The 17,108-nt window shown below is 49.5% G+C and carries 15 protein-coding genes; 12 read left to right on the top strand and 3 right to left on the bottom strand.

Annotated features, from left to right (window positions below; genetic code table 11):
- From EL633_RS27025 to EL633_RS26985, 9 genes are all read left to right on the top strand, one after another.
- Positions 1-1,026 (top strand): cytochrome d ubiquinol oxidase subunit II, encoded by a 1,026-nt coding sequence (locus tag EL633_RS27025; protein WP_126630381.1) that lies wholly within the window; start codon positions 1-3, stop codon positions 1,024-1,026.
- Between the two features lie 5 nt (positions 1,027-1,031).
- Positions 1,032-1,271 carry a hypothetical protein gene (locus tag EL633_RS27020; protein WP_126630380.1) on the top strand — a complete coding sequence of 80 codons (240 nt, stop codon included), beginning with the start codon at positions 1,032-1,034 and terminating at the stop codon, positions 1,269-1,271.
- Positions 1,272-1,486: 215 nt separating this feature from the next.
- A complete protein-coding gene (locus tag EL633_RS27015; protein ID WP_126630379.1) occupies positions 1,487-2,758 on the top strand; it encodes an acyltransferase family protein in 1,272 nt (423 codons plus the stop codon).
- A gap of 166 nt (positions 2,759-2,924) precedes the next feature.
- A complete protein-coding gene (locus tag EL633_RS27010) occupies positions 2,925-3,413 on the top strand; it encodes a hypothetical protein (RefSeq protein WP_126630378.1) in 489 nt (162 codons plus the stop codon).
- Positions 3,414-3,532: 119 nt separating this feature from the next.
- Positions 3,533-4,957, top strand: a complete 1,425-nt coding sequence (locus EL633_RS27005; protein ID WP_126630377.1) for a PQQ-binding-like beta-propeller repeat protein — start codon at positions 3,533-3,535, stop codon at positions 4,955-4,957.
- Positions 4,958-5,070: 113 nt separating this feature from the next.
- Complete coding sequence (locus EL633_RS27000; RefSeq protein WP_126630376.1) at positions 5,071-5,508, top strand: DUF5946 family protein; 438 nt, start codon at positions 5,071-5,073, stop codon at positions 5,506-5,508.
- Position 5,509: 1 nt separating this feature from the next.
- Complete coding sequence (locus tag EL633_RS26995; RefSeq protein WP_161982480.1) at positions 5,510-6,208, top strand: response regulator transcription factor; 699 nt, start codon at positions 5,510-5,512, stop codon at positions 6,206-6,208.
- 23 nt (positions 6,209-6,231) lie between these two features.
- Positions 6,232-7,707, top strand: coding sequence for a sensor histidine kinase (locus EL633_RS26990; protein WP_126630375.1), 1,476 nt, complete (start codon positions 6,232-6,234; stop codon positions 7,705-7,707).
- A 26-nt stretch (positions 7,708-7,733) separates the two neighbouring features.
- On the top strand, positions 7,734-8,474 hold the full coding sequence (locus EL633_RS26985; protein WP_126630374.1) for an SDR family NAD(P)-dependent oxidoreductase: 741 nt from the start codon (positions 7,734-7,736) through the stop codon (positions 8,472-8,474).
- A 222-nt stretch (positions 8,475-8,696) separates the two neighbouring features.
- Here EL633_RS26985 and EL633_RS26980 read toward each other — a convergent pair whose 3' ends face one another.
- A complete protein-coding gene (locus EL633_RS26980; protein WP_126630373.1) occupies positions 8,697-9,104 on the bottom strand; it encodes a hypothetical protein in 408 nt (135 codons plus the stop codon).
- A 244-nt stretch (positions 9,105-9,348) separates the two neighbouring features.
- Positions 9,349-9,837 (bottom strand): pentapeptide repeat-containing protein, encoded by a 489-nt coding sequence (locus EL633_RS26975; protein WP_126630372.1) that lies wholly within the window; start codon positions 9,835-9,837, stop codon positions 9,349-9,351.
- A gap of 1,105 nt (positions 9,838-10,942) precedes the next feature.
- On the opposite strand from EL633_RS26975, the gene fdh reads away from it, so the two are divergent.
- From fdh to nrfD, 3 genes are all read left to right on the top strand, one after another.
- Positions 10,943-14,047, top strand: coding sequence for a formate dehydrogenase (fdh, locus tag EL633_RS26965; protein ID WP_246039340.1), 3,105 nt, complete (start codon positions 10,943-10,945; stop codon positions 14,045-14,047).
- A gap of 91 nt (positions 14,048-14,138) precedes the next feature.
- Positions 14,139-14,909: a 4Fe-4S dicluster domain-containing protein gene (locus EL633_RS26960; protein WP_126630369.1), complete on the top strand. Its 771-nt coding sequence runs from the start codon at positions 14,139-14,141 to the stop codon at positions 14,907-14,909.
- Between the two features lie 76 nt (positions 14,910-14,985).
- Positions 14,986-16,065, top strand: coding sequence for an NrfD/PsrC family molybdoenzyme membrane anchor subunit (nrfD, locus tag EL633_RS26955; protein WP_126630368.1), 1,080 nt, complete (start codon positions 14,986-14,988; stop codon positions 16,063-16,065).
- A 123-nt stretch (positions 16,066-16,188) separates the two neighbouring features.
- Here the strand turns inward: nrfD and EL633_RS26950 are convergent, their stop codons facing one another.
- Complete coding sequence (locus EL633_RS26950; RefSeq protein WP_161982479.1) at positions 16,189-17,094, bottom strand: class I SAM-dependent methyltransferase; 906 nt, start codon at positions 17,092-17,094, stop codon at positions 16,189-16,191.
- Positions 17,095-17,108: the final 14 nt, after the last annotated feature.

Below are 17,108 nucleotides of genomic sequence, written 5' to 3'. Positions count from 1 at the left end.
ATGAGCCTGGCTTATGTCATATTGAGTATCATCTGGTTTGCGCTGATCGCGTATGCGGCCTTTGGCGGTGCGGACTATGGTGCCGGCCTGTGGGATCTGGTGGCGAAGGGCGACACGGCGAAGAAACAGCGCGAATTAATCGATTCCGCGTTGGGACCGGTGTGGGAGACCAACCATGTTTGGTTGGTTTTCCTGGTGGTTGGCCTGTTTTCAGCCTTTCCGGTGCCCTTTTCCATCATCTGTATTGTGCTGTTTATCCCCCTGGTGATAGCCTTGATTGGCGTAGTGTTACGCGGCTCGGGCTTTGTGTTTCGTACCCATGGGTTGCGTGGACGGAATGCACTTATCTGGACTCAGGTTTTCAGCGCGTCCAGTGTTCTGACACCATTCTTTCTTGGGTTGTCGGCCGCAGCGGTAGCCAGTGGACGTATCCGGGTAAATCCTGGCACACCGGCCCAGACCGATCTTGGCTCTATCTGGCTGACCCCTTTTACTGTGATGATTGGTTGTATGGCGGTCGCTTTATGCGCGACTCTGGCCAGCGTGTATCTCACGGTTGAGGCGAGCAATAGCAAGGATCGAGATCTGGCCGAGCTGTATCGACGACGTAGCTTGATCACAGGAGCCGTCACAGCGGTTCTGGGTGCTATTGGACTGGGTATATCGCCTATCTATGCGCCTCTGTTATGGCAAGGTATGCTTTCACGGGCTATCCCGCTGGTAATCGCCACTATGTTGATTGGTCTGGGGACGGCCGCAACACTCTACTGGCGCTACTACCGGATTGCGCGCCTGCTGATAGTTGGAGAGGTCGCCTTCTTACTTGGCTCATGGGGCGTCTCACAGATACCATATCTTATTCCTCCCGATATAACTGTAGACCAGGGAGCAGGCTCACCTAGCACATTATTCCTGCTACTCATTGGAGTTATTATTGGTATGGTGATCATCATCCCATCCATTTACTTACTTTTGTACCTCGTCAAACTACGATCGGGTATGGGCTTCTTTCAGAGAGGAGAATAAGCATCATGGAAGCCGTCATCGTCTATTGTCTGGTACTGATCTTTTTTGTTGCACTCGGTATTTTTACTGCCGCAGTCTTACTCAATAATCCTTATCGCCTGCCTAAGCCGTCTATCAGTGACGATCCGGCACAGACCGTACCAGCAAAGTCGAGCTCGAAATCCGTGTATGTGCTACTCGCACTGTTTCTAACCTCGATGCTGGTTGCCTTTGTCAGCGATCGAAGACGTGCCCATGTCTCTTGACTCCTCATAGTATGATCTTCTCAGCATAAAAGCGCCCATGGCGGATCGATCCGCCATGGGCGCTTTTATGCCTGCTGTTTAAGCGCGATCCATTATCGCAACAGTATTGCAACACTTTTTGTACAGCTTTGTGACATGGCCGACACAGCGGACCGCTATTCTTAACTCTAGCAGAACGAAATCACGCAACTTTGATAGCAGAGGGAATAGCGGTTATGCAGACAGATACAATAAAAAAGCAAAAAGCCGATAGGATTTATTACTTTGATTGGCTACGCACAGGTGCATTTATTATTGTGGTACTGATCCATTGTATTCATATGTTTAGCGAATTATATATTACAAGAACAGGTATGCCGGCTTTTATCACAAATGAAGGCGAGGCCTATGCCCTATCATTTGTGGCGCAATGGTGTATGGCGCTCTACTTTCTATTGGCCGGTGCCAGTACATGGCTGACCTTGCGTCGTAAGGGTCCGCGTCAGTTTATCCAGGACCGGGTCAGGCGTCTACTGGTGCCGCTGGTGGTTGGTTTTGTGCTGCTGGTACCGTTACAGACGTACTTTGAGATGGTGAGTAATGGACAATATACTGGCACGCTACTACTCTTCTATCCCTATTTTCTGGAAAGCATCTTTTTTGCTGGCAAATTCTCGCTGATGGTTACCAGCATTCATCACTTGTGGTTTCTGCTCTACCTGTTTTGCATCTCGCTCCTGGCGCTCCCACTGTGCCTGTACCTGCGTAGCGAGCAGGGACAACGCTGGATCAAGCGGTTAGTCAAACTGTGTTGTGAGCAACCTGCTGGTATAGTGGTGTTGGCCTTGCCCATTGCTGTAATCCAGATCACTCTACGTGCGTCTTTCCCCGTTTACTGTAGTCTGACCGACATTGTGTGCTGGCTGCTCGTCTATATGTATGGCTATATACTTTTTGCCGATCCGCGTTTCCGCTTGATCATCCAGCGTCAAGGAAAGGTAGCGCTTATTATCGGAAGCTCAGGCTTTATGTTGATCCTGCTCGTGTGGAAGGCAGGTCTGCTCCACAACTATGATGTACAGCCAGATTATTCAGTGGGTTGCCTGCTCTTTCAAGTCCTGTTCAGTCTGCTCCTCTGGTCCTGGCTCCTGGTGACCCTGGCCAGCGCGGATCAATACCTGAATGTGGGTAACTCATGGCTTAAATATGGGAGCGAAGCCTCATTCTCGTGGTACTTACTCCATTTTCCGGTAGTAGTTGTGGTTGCTTACTACATTCTGCCTCTCCAACTCAATGTGCTGGCAAGCTTTGCCCTGATTGGTCCTGGCTCGTTGATGCTCACATTCGTCTTGACCGACCTGTTGTATGTAAAGCTACATGGTATGCGAACTCTATGGCAGACCTGGATGCAGCCGACCTTGACACGTAGATTTAGTGGTCAGCATCTCAACTTTCCCGCACACCAGCCACAATTTGGACGCGTCATAACTGGTAAATTAGACGGGTAAACACCCTCTGGTTCAGGAGGCATGTTGGGCAGAAGAGAGGATGAGAAACGGCTGCGTGTGGTGCTTGTTGTGGGCGTAAGGATATACTCATTCTCTTGTTTTCCCAAGTTTCCTAGTCTTATAATACATGCTAAATCGAAAAAATCCAGAAAGGATTGACTCTACTATGAAAATAACAATTGGACCGATCTCTTTAGATCTGCTTTTATGTCTTCGTCTTTGGTGGCCAGCAATCGTCTTTATTGTGTCGTGCGCGGGTGTGTTCCTGCCTTTTTCCCTGTTTTTGCCGGTGGTTGACCAAATTGCTCCTCGTTTCATCGGAGGAGTGTGGTTTTTACTGCTTATATTCTATGTTATTCTTGGAGTCGCCTTTACCTATTTTGCCGCCCGTCTTCTTCGTCGTTCCTTTGGTTCAGAAGAATGGCGTGTCCAAAAACATATGGTCATCTTAAGCGGTTTCCCTTTTTACGCCTTTCGTCTCGTTTTATTGGTGACAGGCATTTATGTCCTACTCAATCCTGCTCTGAGTGCTGTTGAGATGATTGGTGCGGTGGTAGCCATCTCTTTCATTGGCACTGTTGGTTTCGCTCTTATCTCATGTAGCTATGTGTTTCTGGCCCTCTTCTTTTTACGTCGCTCACCGGCCGTTGTTTAGCAGGAAAATATAAAGTAGGACCCATTCCGACAGCGCATTTTCAGTTTCATTTCAGGTCCCTTCCGTATACTGTCTGGCATAGAGAAGCTACAGATAGTATGAATTGATGGAGGACCAACATGCAGGCATTTTCGAAACAGGTATGGACACAAAAGCGGCCAGGATTCCTTATACGTATGTTGAGTATCATACTTATGGCTATACTGGTAGGATGCAGCCAGCCCGATAGGAAGCCAGCCGTCTCGGCTTCGAATCCTACCCCAATCTCGACTCCTACTGCGATTCCTGCGCTCGATCTCGTGCATAACACCGTATCCCTTTCCATAATGGCCGATGTTGTGTATGCGGGTACCCAGGAGCAGGGGGTATACGCCTTTAATGCCAGAGATGGTAAGAAGATCTGGCAGGCTGACATAACCGGCATCGTCTCCTGGCAACCCACCGTTGCTGATGGCATTATCTATGTGACGTCATCCACCGGGGAAGGTGGTTCTGTCTATGTATCAGCCTTACGGGCTCATGATGGCAAGCTCCTCTGGCGGTATCACAGCGACATGAACATGAATCTGGCTGGCGTTGAGAATGGGATGGTGTATCTCTCGACCCTCGCTCAGGTTGTCGCGCTCAGGGCTACGGATGGTATAGAAGTATGGCATGTGGACAATAGCGCGGACCAGGCGTTGCTGGTTGAGAAAGATGTTGTCTACTTGAATCAAGTCTCATCCTTTTCGGCACTCAACGCCAGAAATGGTGTGGTCCTCTGGACACATCAACTTGCTGACAGAACAGATGTCCTGAAAAGCAGTAATGGAACGGTCTACATTTGTTGTGACAAAGGAAAATTTGCGGCTCTGAGTGCGCGTGATGGCAGGGTACAATGGAGTCAGACGATTGATGCTACTATGGCGCTAACCCCACAGATCGTCAATGGCATCGTCTATCTCCAGGCAACAAAAATAAATCTTGGAGACTCTACTACACCTACTGCCAGTACCTCTTTCCTTCCCTTGTTCGCATCCACTGGAAATATGCTTAAGGGCGCCAGACAGACACAGAGCGCGCTCCCACTTAAGCAGGGACAGACATCTCTCTATGCGTTACGGGCTAACGATGGCAAGGTTCTGTGGAAGCAAATGGGGAAGTCAGGCAATGATGGCTTTGCCAACTGGTTCCAGGTCGAGCAAGGGATTGTCTATAGTATGACCACAACCTCAACGCCTACCAGTACCACAAGTACATTGGTGGCCTTACAAAGTGAGAGCGGGCAACCCCTCTGGCAGCAAACCAATAAAATTGCTGCAACTCCCTATAGCGCCTGCATTCGTGATGGTGTGATCTACCGCCTCGGTGCCCAGACCGTCGATGCTTTATCCGCCCGCGATGGCAAGCCACGTTGGAGCTATCAGCTTGCCGGTAATGCCTATGATCTACCAATTGCCAGCGCGCAAAACCTCTACGTTGGTACTGACAATGGTCTCGTCTACGCTCTGAATCCCAAGAATGGGCAACTCCAATGGCGTTATAATACGCACAGCCATGCTTAAACGTCTCCAGGCTTCCATACTGAATAGCGTAATTGGCTGTATTACAGAGGATATGTTTAGTTTATACTGGATAGATAACAATGTGTATGCATACCATGAAGGGGAGTAATGAGATGCCTGAACGCTGTGCCGAGTGTGGCGCCGTACTGCCTGCGGGAAGAACGTGCCAGAGCATTTTTGATGAATGCCTGGGGTTGGAAATGGCCAATCCGGCTTATTATGGGCAGGTCCACATGCTGACAGTGGCTTGCTTTATGATTCAGCATGGACGCTACAGTGATGAAGCGCGCAACTGGATCGCAACACAAATCCAGGATCACTTGAATGGTGTCCCGGTCCAGTATATTCGCCAACGTGCCGCTGGCGGTGTGAAACAAGCCAATCGTTCCTGGCAAATTATGCGCGAAGCTGGAGCGGCACCACAACCCAGGGTTGACTGGTCAATCACTATGGTCGATATCGTTCCTTCTTTGCAAGATGCTTCTCTGTATTGCAATCAGATAGAGCGCTGGGCACGTGCCACCGTAGATGAGATGAAAGCTATTAACTAGCATGGGAATAGAGATACCGTTAGCCATTCTGGTGGTTGACGACGATATCCGGCTTCTGAACGCGCTGCGACGTACACTGACATACGCAGGTTATCATGTGACCACTGCGGTCACTGGCAAGGATGCTCTTAACCAGTGCAGGCAACGCCCGGCTGATCTGGTTATCCTGGACCGTATGCTGCCAGATATGGATGGCCTGGAGGTATGTGTCGGGCTGAGGGAGCGTAATCAGGATATGGCGATCCTGTTGCTCACCGCTAAGGACGCCATCGCCGATCGGGTGGAGGGTTTAGAAGTGGGGGCCGATGATTATCTGGTGAAACCATTTGCGCAAGCCGAATTGTTGGCTCGTATCAAAGCATTGTTGCGTCGTCGTCAGCCGCCGGATGTTCAGAAAGGCATGCTTGGCTTTGCCGATCTGGGACTGGATACCGCCACGCGTCTGGCCCGGCGTGGTGATCGGAGCATTGAGCTCAGTACCACCGAATATGAGCTGCTCGCGCTTTTCATGCGCAATCCCGGTATCGTGCTAACGCGCACACTTTTACTGGATCGCATCTGGGGGAGCGATTTCGAGGGGGGCCCCAATGTCTTAGAAGTCTATATTGCCCATTTGCGCGCAAAATTGGAGCAAGCAGGAGAGTCCCGCATTATCCAGACGATGCGAGGCACCGGTTATGTGCTACGCCAGCCTATATAAAACGAAAGAGCGTTACACTTACTATGTATATGCCATTACAAATACGGCTGACAGGCTTCTATCTCTTGCTCCTGCTCAGCGCCCTGATCTTCTTTGGCCTTTTGATTGATCAGCAGGCTACGCAGCGCGCCTATGCTGATCTGGATATGAGCTTACGTAGCCGTGCTGAGAGTGTGCAGCTTGGTAAAATGCTTCTCACCCAGCCTGGTAGCGTACCCGCTATCCTTCCAGGCATCGCTGGAGTTGGTACAGAAGGCGTCGCCATTGAGATCCTGGATCAGCGACTGCACCTGTTGGCCACCACTGATAGTAATCCAAAGGATTTCATGAAGCCTTCATTACAAGGCTCAAAAGGCGATCCCATCCCATGGGACGAGCAGGCGGCCCGGACCTTCCTCCAGCATCCCCCTGAGAATTCGTATAGCCAAAATAGTATGTATAGCACCATCACGTACCAGGGTCAGCGAATCAGAGTATATAGCACCATAAACAGTGTTTTTGGCAGTACCCATATCATCCAGACTGCCCGTTCAGAGCAGCCGATTGAGCTCTCGCTGAGAACTTTGCGCACGCTGCTCTGGGGTGCAGGTAGCCTGATTATTGCCTGTGCGGCCATGGGAGGATGGTTGATTACTCGTGGCATCCTGTTCCGTGTGCGCCAGCTCACGCGGACCGCCCATGATATTATTCAGAAGCAAAACTTTAGCCAGCGGGTGCGCTATTCACCTCAGAGTGGGAGCGACGAACTCTCACAGTTGACCATGACATTTAACACCATGCTGGATCAACTGGAGAGTCTCTATCTCTATCAACAACGCTTTATTGCCGATGCCTCACATGAGCTACGGGCCCCCATTACCTCGATTCGCTGTAACCTTGACCTCTTAACGCAGACCGCGAACCTCCCTGCCGAAGAAGCGCATGAAGCTCTAGCTGACACCAAAGACGAAGCTGAGCGTATGGGACGCCTGGTCAACGACCTGTTAACCTTAGCGCACGCCGATGCCAATTCTCACATGATCCAGTCTGATAGCCACCGACAGCGCATGTACCTGATTGATCTGGATAGCCTGCTCCTCGATGTCTTCCGGCAATATCGACCAGATACCGACCAAAAACTTCATCCCCGGCTACTGCTACAGGATATTACTCCGGTGCAGGTCGTGGGAAATATCGACCAATTAAAGCAAGCTTTGGTTGCCCTGGTAGATAATGCGCTCAAATATACGCCTACAACTGGAACCGTCACCCTCAGCCTCGTTATTGATGGCCCATGGAGCGTTGTCAGTGTCCGTGACACCGGTCCAGGAATTGCTCCCGAAGATATGCCTCATATCTTTGAGCGCTTCTATCGTTCATCTCAGGCGCGTACGCAGCATGGTAGTGGGCTGGGTCTGGCTATCGCCCAGAGCATTATCCAGGACCATCGTGGTATGCTACATGTTGAAAGTACGCTTGCTCAAGGAAGTACTTTTACTATACAGCTTCCCATTCATTGATGCTATGTAGAAAGGATTCATTGTTGATGGATTTAAACAATAAAGTCGCGCTGGTCACTGGTGGTGGGACCGGTATTGGGCGGGCGACATGCCTGGCATTGGCACAGCGTGGTGCGGCTGTCGCTGTCAACTACTCACGTTCCGAGACTGAGGCGCAGGAAACGGTAAACGCGATTACTCTGCAGGGTGGCAATGCCCTGGCCGTACAGGCTAATGTGTCTCAAGATACCGAGGTACACGCGATGGTGCAGACCATTGTGAGCCAGTTTGGTAGTATCGATGCACTGGTCAATAATGCCAGCATCACCCGCCACATCCCTATGGACGATCTGGAGGCAGTTACTGAAGAGGCCTGGGATGAACTCTATGCGGTCAACGTCAAAGGCATGTTCTACTGTGCCAGAGCGGTTGCTCCCTTGATGAAGAAACAGAGGCAGGGAGCCATCGTCAATGTTGGCAGTATCGCCGGCCTCTCGGGAGCCGGATCTTCACTTCCCTACGCCGTATCGAAAGCGGCCGTCCATGGCTTAACCCTCTCCCTGGCCAAAGCGCTGGCCCCAGAAATCCGTGTATCTGCCGTTGCACCAGGAGCCGTCGCCACGCGCTGGTGGGCAGGCCGAGAAGAACAGATGCAACGCTTAAGCGGAAACGTGTTATTACAGCGTATCGCCACCCCTGAAGATATCGCGAAGATGATCTGTTCAATGCTGGAGCAAGAAGCTATGACCGGTCAAATCATCACGGTAGATAGTGGCCAGACCCTATAACAAGTATTTCTCTATGAGATAAAAGTTATAACCTGCTACAAAAAAATCTCCGGCAATGTCAGTCAGCAATCTACCTGTAATGAGGCTCTCCGTCCTTTGGGGGGATGGTGGTAGGGGAGGATTGCAAGGACACCTCGCGCTCCGTCATGGGCTGCTGCTTTTGCACCCCACTTTCCTCCTCAAGGACATAGAGCCTGTAATGACATTGCCGGGGAATAACTTTTATGGAGCGTAGCGGGAAAGTGCCTGATTGTTATCATCTGCGGTCTGGGTGCGTTGTGCGGGCGTCACACAGACAAGATCATTCGGACCCGCTTCACGCCAGACATAGCCATTGCGGCAGCTAGACGGTCCATAGGCGCCATGTGGATTGACGCGATAGCGTGCCTGACTATTATCAAAGGCGGCCTGGGTGCGTTGATCGGGGGTCACACAGACATGATCGTCGGTAAATGCCTCGCGCCAGACATAACCAGAGATGCAGGTATCTGGACCATATGGCCCTCCGCTGGCATGGCTGGCTATAACATAGTGGAAGCTTGCCGCATGGCTTGTCGATATATTGGACATTGCCATGAGTTGCAAGAACATAAAACTAAGCACAAGTACAGCTAAACACCTTCTAAGCATAGAGCCTCCTTTTATGATTTAGAGCACTTTCTATTAGTATAATTGTGCTTCCAAAGGATTGATGGCACATAATAGTTATTTAACGCCATATGCAATTTTTTCCTCTGCAAAACAAGTGCGCGCCGTAGGCAAAAGGTGGGAGGGATAAAAATTGCACATCGCGTTATTTATCAATAAACCAGACGTGACAGATACTCTCATCCGTCACGTCTGGTTTATAACTATAGGGCAACATTCGATGGTCTCAGGGGATATCATCGGGTGGTCGTGTCTCATGCATCTGTTCTGGACTAATTACCGTATCTCGTAAATTGGCCCCAGCAAGAAAGGCACCTGTAATCTTCGCGCTATTGAAATTCGCCCCATGGAGATCCGCATCGATAAGATCCGCATCCATCAGATTTGTCGCACTGAGATCCGCACTATCCATTAGCGCAGCATGGAGTTGGCAGCCACTGAGATCAGCCCCATGTAAACGAGCATGCGAGAGCGTCGCCTGTTTAAGATTACAGCCCACCAGACTCGCATACTCCATACTGGCATCGCTCAAATCAGAGTCCGAGAGGTCTGCGCCACTCAAGTTCGCCCGATTGAAATTGGCCCCAACCAGTGAAAGGCCATGGAGATCAGTCTCATTGAGATCCGGACTCGCCTCGGGATGCTCATATCTCCACAAATTCCAACGCTCAACATTGCCTTGCTTCAAGAGCTCAACGAGTTGTAGATCTGGCATTTTAACCTTTCCTTTCTATCTCATTCGGAAAAACAAACACAAATCCACACTCATCCAACGTCTGGAACCCAGAATAAGTTTCCATCGCCTCCCCACACTCGAGTCCATGCACACCGCCACCCTTAAGCGCTGCATTTAATCTCTGGCTCACAACCATACGTAAGTGCTGTAACTGAGTCCATGCACACCGCCACCCTTAAGCCCATGCCCATATTGTTCCATGTACACCGCCACCCTTAAGCTCATGCCCATATTGTTCCATGCACACCGCCACCCTTAAGCTCATGCCCATATTGTTAAGAGAGTGCAGGAAATGTGCGATCGCACATTTCCTGCACTCTCTTAACAATGCAAGTTCCCGTCAGGGAACGAGTGCGGGTGCCTGCTATCAGCGCGATAGCAATAACTAAAATAACCAATCATCAACACAAACGAAAAAGGATGATGGTAATATGAGACTTTATCACCATCATCCCTTATTGGGTATCCAGTCAAAAAGAAAGTGTTGAGGTACGTTGTAAGTTACAAACCACTCTAATGATCCAAGAGCATAATTGACATTCACGAATCACTCATAGATTCGTCAGATCTATCCTCCGAGCGTCACAAAAACGCTCACATCAGCACCAATTTACTAAGGAAGTTCCATGACATCCTGTTCAATCCTCAGTAAAAATTTGGGATGTCCACAAGATTATTTGTAAGTGTTTTGTCCCTCCTTTTGATGATCCTCTAATAGATGCCCATGATATTTATGGTACGAGTCAAAAAAAGAGAAGGTAACTCTAGTTCCCTCGCACTATTTGTCGAAAAAAAATTCTCAGACGAGACTCTTGATGTATCGTGACCTGCCGTAACTCAACAGAAAAATGAGGCTTTTTTTCATTTTTTCCGTGAAGTCAATATAAGGAATAATCTTCTGTCGGTTCAGTTTATTGAGGAAAGGTACATTAATATGACGATATTTGCAACCTTCTTTGGTAAGTGGACTCAGCAACTGACTCCTGGAAATATCGATAAAACGCTACATGAACACGTAGGGGCCGTTCCTAATCCTCTGAGTAAGCGTAGTAAACAGTTACAGCCACGAATCCATGACGCAAAGATGTTTAAAAGCGTCTGTCCATATTGTGCGGTTGGCTGTGGGCAGCGAGTGTATGTGAAGGATGGGAAAGTCATCGACATTGAGGGTGACTATGATAGCCCGATTAGTGGTGGTTGCCTGTGTCCAAAGGGGAGTGCCAGCTATCAATTAGACATTAATGAGAGGCGCGTGACAACAGTGAAATATCGCGCTCCTTATGCGACCGACTGGGAAGAGAAATCATTAGCGTGGGTGATGGAACGCATTGCACAAAAGATCTATGAGACGCGTGAAGCAACCTTCCAGGAGAAGAATGAGGAAGGGAAGCCAATCAACAATACGACCGCTATTGGTTCCTTGGGTGGAGCGACCCTTGATAATGAAGAGAATTATCTGATTACCAAGTTTTTTCATTCACTTGGTATGGTCTGTATTGAGAACCAGGCCCGTATATGACACAGTTCTTCAGTACCGGGTCTCGGTGCAAGCTTTGGGCGGGGTGCCGCCAATACTTTCCAACAGGATTTACAGAATAGCGACTGCATTTTGATTGAAGGCAGTAACTTTGCCGAAGCCCATCCCGTCGGTTTCCGCTGGGTTATGGCTGCCAAAGAGAAGGGTGCGACCATCATTCATGTTGATCCGCACTTTTCACGTACCTCCCAAATGGCCGATATTTATGCCCCTATTCGGGCAGGGACCGATATTGCTTTTTTGGGTGGTATCATTAACCATATTCTCCAAAATGAGCTCTACTTCAAGGAGTACGTACAGGCCTATACCAATGCAACCTACATCGTCGGTGATGAATATCAGGATACCGAAGATCTAGAGGGCGTTTTCTCTGGTTGGAAGCCGGAGCATAAGGCGTATGACACTGATACCTGGCAATATAAGTTCACGGAAAAAGGTAGCTCACAAATAGAGGCGAAAGAAGCATCGACCGCCCAGGGTGCGTCCCGCAAGGGCAATACTGATGTTCACCATGAACAACATGTGATGCCTGATGCGCAAGAAGGGCAGGGGCTATTACCTCATGCGCATCCAAGCCAGATTCAGCGTGATGAGACGATGCAAGATCCACGCTGCGTCTTACAGGTCATGAAACGCCACTATGCGCGCTACACGCCAGAAATGGTCTCCGACATTTGCGGTATTCCGCAGGAATTGTTTTTCAAGATCGCCGATACTTTAGTCAAAAACTCGGGCCGTGAGCGTACAACCAATCTCTCCTATGCTGTTGGCTGGACCCAGCACATTGTGGGTGTCCAGATGATCCGTACTGGCTCTATTCTTCAGTTGCTACTGGGAAATATTGGGCGCCCTGGTGGTGGTATCTTGGCTCTGCGTGGTCATGCTAATATTCAGGGTTCCACCGATATTCCTACCCTCTATAACCTGTTGCCTGGCTATCTGACGATGCCGAACGCGATACGTGAGGAATATGATTATCAGACCTATGTGGAGCACAATGCTCAGGATGCTGGCTGGTGGGTGCATTATCTTGAATACTTTGTCAGCCTGATGAAAGCCTGGTATGGTGATGCGGCGACCAAAGAAAATGATTGGGCTTTCAACTTCCTCCCGAAAGTCATTGCAGACCATTCAGATCTGCCGATGTTTGTGAGCATGAAAGACGGCAAGATGAAAGGCTTCTTCTTAATGGGCCAGAATCCAGCGGCCGGAGGCGTCAACGCTGGTTTTCATCGGGCTGCCATGGAGAAATTAGATTGGCTGGTTGTTCGTGATCTCTTTGAAATTGAATCCGCAACCTACTGGAAACGTCCAGGTATTGATCCCACGAAAATCCCGACGGAAGTCTTCTTCCTTCCAGCCGCCTCACATGTTGAGAAGGAAGGAAGTTTTACCAACACGCAGCGCTTGATCCAGTATCGTGACCAGTGTATTGAGCCACCAGATGATGCGCGCTCCGAGAACTGGTTTATGACTGAACTATGCCTGCGCTTGAAAGAGATGTATAAGGACAGTACAAAAGAGCGCGATAAGCCGATTCAAACGGTGACCTGGAACTATCGGCGTCAGGGACCTCAGCAGGAACCGGTGGTTGAAGATATTGTCAAAGAGATCAATGGTTATCGCATGGCCGATGGACATGTAGTGAAGGACTTTACCGAGCTGAAAGCGGATGGTAGTACCGCGTCGGGTTGTTGGATCTTTAGCGGTATTATGCCGGAGGAAGGTAAGAATCTTGCACGTCGCCGTGAGCCAGATGACTATGTAAGTCTGAACTGGTGTTTTACCTGGCCAGCTAATCGCCATATCCTCTATAATCGCGCTTCGGCTGATCCTGAGGGCAAGCCATGGTCTGAGCGCAAAAAGTATCTGTGGTGGGATCCCGAGCATAAAAACGCGGATGGGAGCACAGGTCGCTGGGTTGGATACGACATTCCTGACTTTCCTACTACCAAAGCACCGACCACCAAAGCCGATCCTGATGGAAATGGCCTCGATGCTCATTCTGGTGCCTCTCCTTTTACCATGAACGTTGAAGGGGTGGGCCGACTCTATGCTCCAAGTGGTCTGACCGATGGTCCAATGCCAACACATTATGAACCTATAGAATCGCCCGTGAACAATCTACTGTATCCTCAAACCGAAACGAATCCAGTCGTCAAATACTGGGACCGGCCAGATAATCCTAAACATGGGCATGAGAATCCTGATTTTCCGTATGCCATTACCACGTATCGTGTTACTGAACATCATGTGAGTGGTGCTATGTCACGCTGGCTGCCCTGGCTGTCTGAATTACAGCCAGAACTCTTTGCTGAGATCAGTACAGAGCTTGCGGCGGAAAAAAGTGTCAAGATGGGTGATTGGATCACCATTTGGACCAAACGTGGTGAGATTGAGGCGAAAGCCATGGTTACGGAACGCATGCCTCCCTTAAAGATTAGCGGGCGCACCGTTCATCAGATTGGCTTACCTTTCCACTGGGGATATGCAGGTGTAGTGAAGGGCGATATTGCGAACGATTTGTTGCTTCTGGTAGCGGATCGTAATGTCTCTATGCATGATGCCAAAGCTTTTACCTGTAATATGCGTGCTGGTCGTCGTGATCATCGCGATGAAGATGGTAGCTATGTTGCACGTGAGTTGCCGTAGAGTTATAGATATGGATGTTTTAATTCAGTGCGCGGTGTAACCTGCGTCTCGGGTAATTCACGTTCAAAGTAGTATCAAAAGGGAGAACCCCATGGGGAATAATGGTTTTTTTACAGATACGACCCTCTGTATTGGTTGCAAAGCCTGTGAAGTTGCCTGTAAGCAATGGAATCAGTTACCATCTGATGGTTTTAAAATGAGTGGGTATAGCTATGATAATACGGTTGCCCTTTCAGCTACTACCTGGCGACACGTTGACTTTGTTGAGCAGAAGCATTTTCCCGATGGGAGCGGAAAACCAGTGAACTGGCTGATGATGAGCGATGTCTGTAAACATTGTACCCATGCTGGCTGTATGGAAGCCTGTCCAACAGGAGCGATCATTCGCAATGAATTCGGTGACGTTTTTGTGCAGCCAGACATCTGTAATGGCTGTGGATATTGTGTCCCTTCCTGTCCATTTGGCGTAATCGATCGCAACGAGACCACCGGCAATGCCGCCAAATGTACCCTCTGCTATGATCGGCAGAAGGATGGGATTGAGCCAGCCTGCGCCAAGGCCTGTCCAACCGATTCAATTATCTTTGGCGATGTTGACGAATTGAAAGAGCGGGCCAGGAAACGCGTCGATACCCTGCACGATCGCGGAGTAGACACTGCTTATCTCTATGGAGTTGACGAAGATACCAGCGTCGGTGACCTCAACGCCTTTTTCCTGTTAACTGAGCGCCCCTCTGTCTACAACTTACCAGAGAAGCCCCGACTGCCACAGGACAATGTGCTGCCTGGATTTATGGCATGCTTTGCGGCGGGAGCATTACTCACTGTAACTACCTTTTTCTCTTTATGGAAACATGTATAAGAAATGAGCAAAATTGTGTTTGCAAGACTACACACCATACAAGTTCTATGCCTGAATAACAGGCAGGAGAGATGCCATGGATAAGTGGAATCGGAGCCAGCCAGCGCGGTTAGGAGGCTCGGATACCGTCGTCTGGTATAATCGGGGAGGTCCCAAATCCGGCCGGGGAATAGCCTGGACAGGCAGGCCAGAGACCTATTATGCGCAGCCATTAATCAAGAAATCTCCCTGGAAGTGGCAGATTGTCTTGTACTTTTTCTTTGGAGGGATCGCTGGTGGTGCCTATCTGGTCACAACATTGGCCCACTTTCTTGGACTGGGGAAAAAGAATCCGGCTCTTATTCGTGTCGGGCGTTATACCTCATTCTTCTCTCTGCTGGTCAGTCCAGTCTTGTTGATCTGGGATCTAGGCCGACCGGAACGCTTTCACCATATGTTACGCGTCCTCAAGTTCCGTTCACCCATGTCAATCGGCACCTGGGTGCTCAGCGCATTCGGGATCTGCTGTGGATTGACCAGTGTTCATCAGATGGCCGAAGATGGATTCTTGAACTGGTTAAGCCCTATCTCGCGGATCTTCAAAGCATTGCCAGTTAAAACCCTGGAGACCATCGGCAGTTTTTTTGGCATCTTGCTGGCTTCATACACAGGTGTCTTGCTGGCCGCTACGGCTGTTCCACTCTGGGCCCGTGCCCGTTATATTCTAGGCCCGTTATTCCTCTCATCCGGACTCTCGACTGCACTGGCCAGTATATCGCTCATCCTCTCATTGGGCAAACCCGAAGAGGACGCCCTTGATCGACTGGATCGAGCAGAGATTGCTACTATGGTCACCGAACTGGCTCTGCTCTCTTCACTGCCTTCAACCCTTGGCCCGCTGGGCAAGCCACTGATCAAAGGCAAACGGGGAGCCCTTTTCACCTGTGGCACAGTCATCGGCGGCGTACTCTTGCCACTTCTGGGCAGACTCGGTTTCAGAATAAGCAGGAATGTCCCATCCCGTACTGTAAACATCGTGTCATCCCTGTTTGTTCTCATTGGGGGCTTAATCATGCGCTACGTATGGGTCTATGCAGGCCACGATTCCGCGCAAGATCCTGAAGCCACGCACGAGTACAACAGAGTAGAGTGGGAAGAGCTCACAAACAAACAATAAGCTTTGCCGATATAATAAGAAACCAGCCATGGTGAAAAATATAGCTGGCTTCTTATTATATCCTGGCCAGTAACGGGATCATAAGGCATTGGTTGTATCTCGCAACGGGACTTATAGAGGAGATTATTGTTTTTTTGCGATAGCAAAATAGCAACGGCTGTAGGCGTGTGCTTTTTCCCATTCATCGAGCATCGCTACATAAACGGCGTCAAAATTTGCAGGATTCACCTGTAGTTTTTCCACATAGATAGGTTTGACACCTGCATATGCGGACAGATGGCTTTTCGCCAGAAGTTGTCCACCATGTCCTCCCCATGTTCCCACGGGCAAATCATAGTGATACACCTGTTGTTCTTTTAGCTCAGGTAGCGCGGCCAGTAAATCGGCAAGATTTTCGCCAATGGCTGGCTGAATACCTCGCTGTGCGCAAAATTGCTCGATCCATGAGCTCATTTGTTTTCCCGCAACCCCTAATGGTTCGACACGGTGGAGCAGTTCAACCAGTTCGATCCAGCCACCAGGTTTGGTTACACGCATAAGTTCTTTGAGTACCCGCGGCCACTCGTTTGCAGGCAGCGCAGATGCCAGAAAGCGTTGATGGACATAATCAAAGGTATTATCTGGAAATGGCAGCCCTTTCAGCACATTTCCCACCACAAATGCACAGTTGGCTTCCTGCATCTCCTGAGCCACCAGCGGTATCTCAACATCCAACCCGTTAACCTGAGCCTGTGGGAATTCCTTTCCCATCTCCAGTACCCAGCGTCCTGTACCACATCCTACATCTAAAATCATCGGTTCAGTAATGTGTGAGATTGAAGCAATATGATTCGTTTTAATCGCTTGCTTTAGCAAATGATGCTGAAAATCCAGGCGATTAATCTCTCCAAGATCCTTTGGCAAAACATAAGGCACGTCTTGTCGATAGCGGCGTCCTTGCAAGATCACCTCGATAGGTTGGCTCTCTTCTTTCGCCGTAACCTTGCCCTGTTGTGTAGATTTTTGCTTACGGAATGGAAACCATGACATAAATATATTTTGCT

It is taken from the genome of Dictyobacter alpinus, assembly GCF_003967575.1.
GTDB classification, from domain to species: Bacteria; Chloroflexota; Ktedonobacteria; order Ktedonobacterales; family Ktedonobacteraceae; genus Dictyobacter; species Dictyobacter alpinus.
This window is presented reverse-complemented; position numbering and strand designations above follow the sequence as displayed.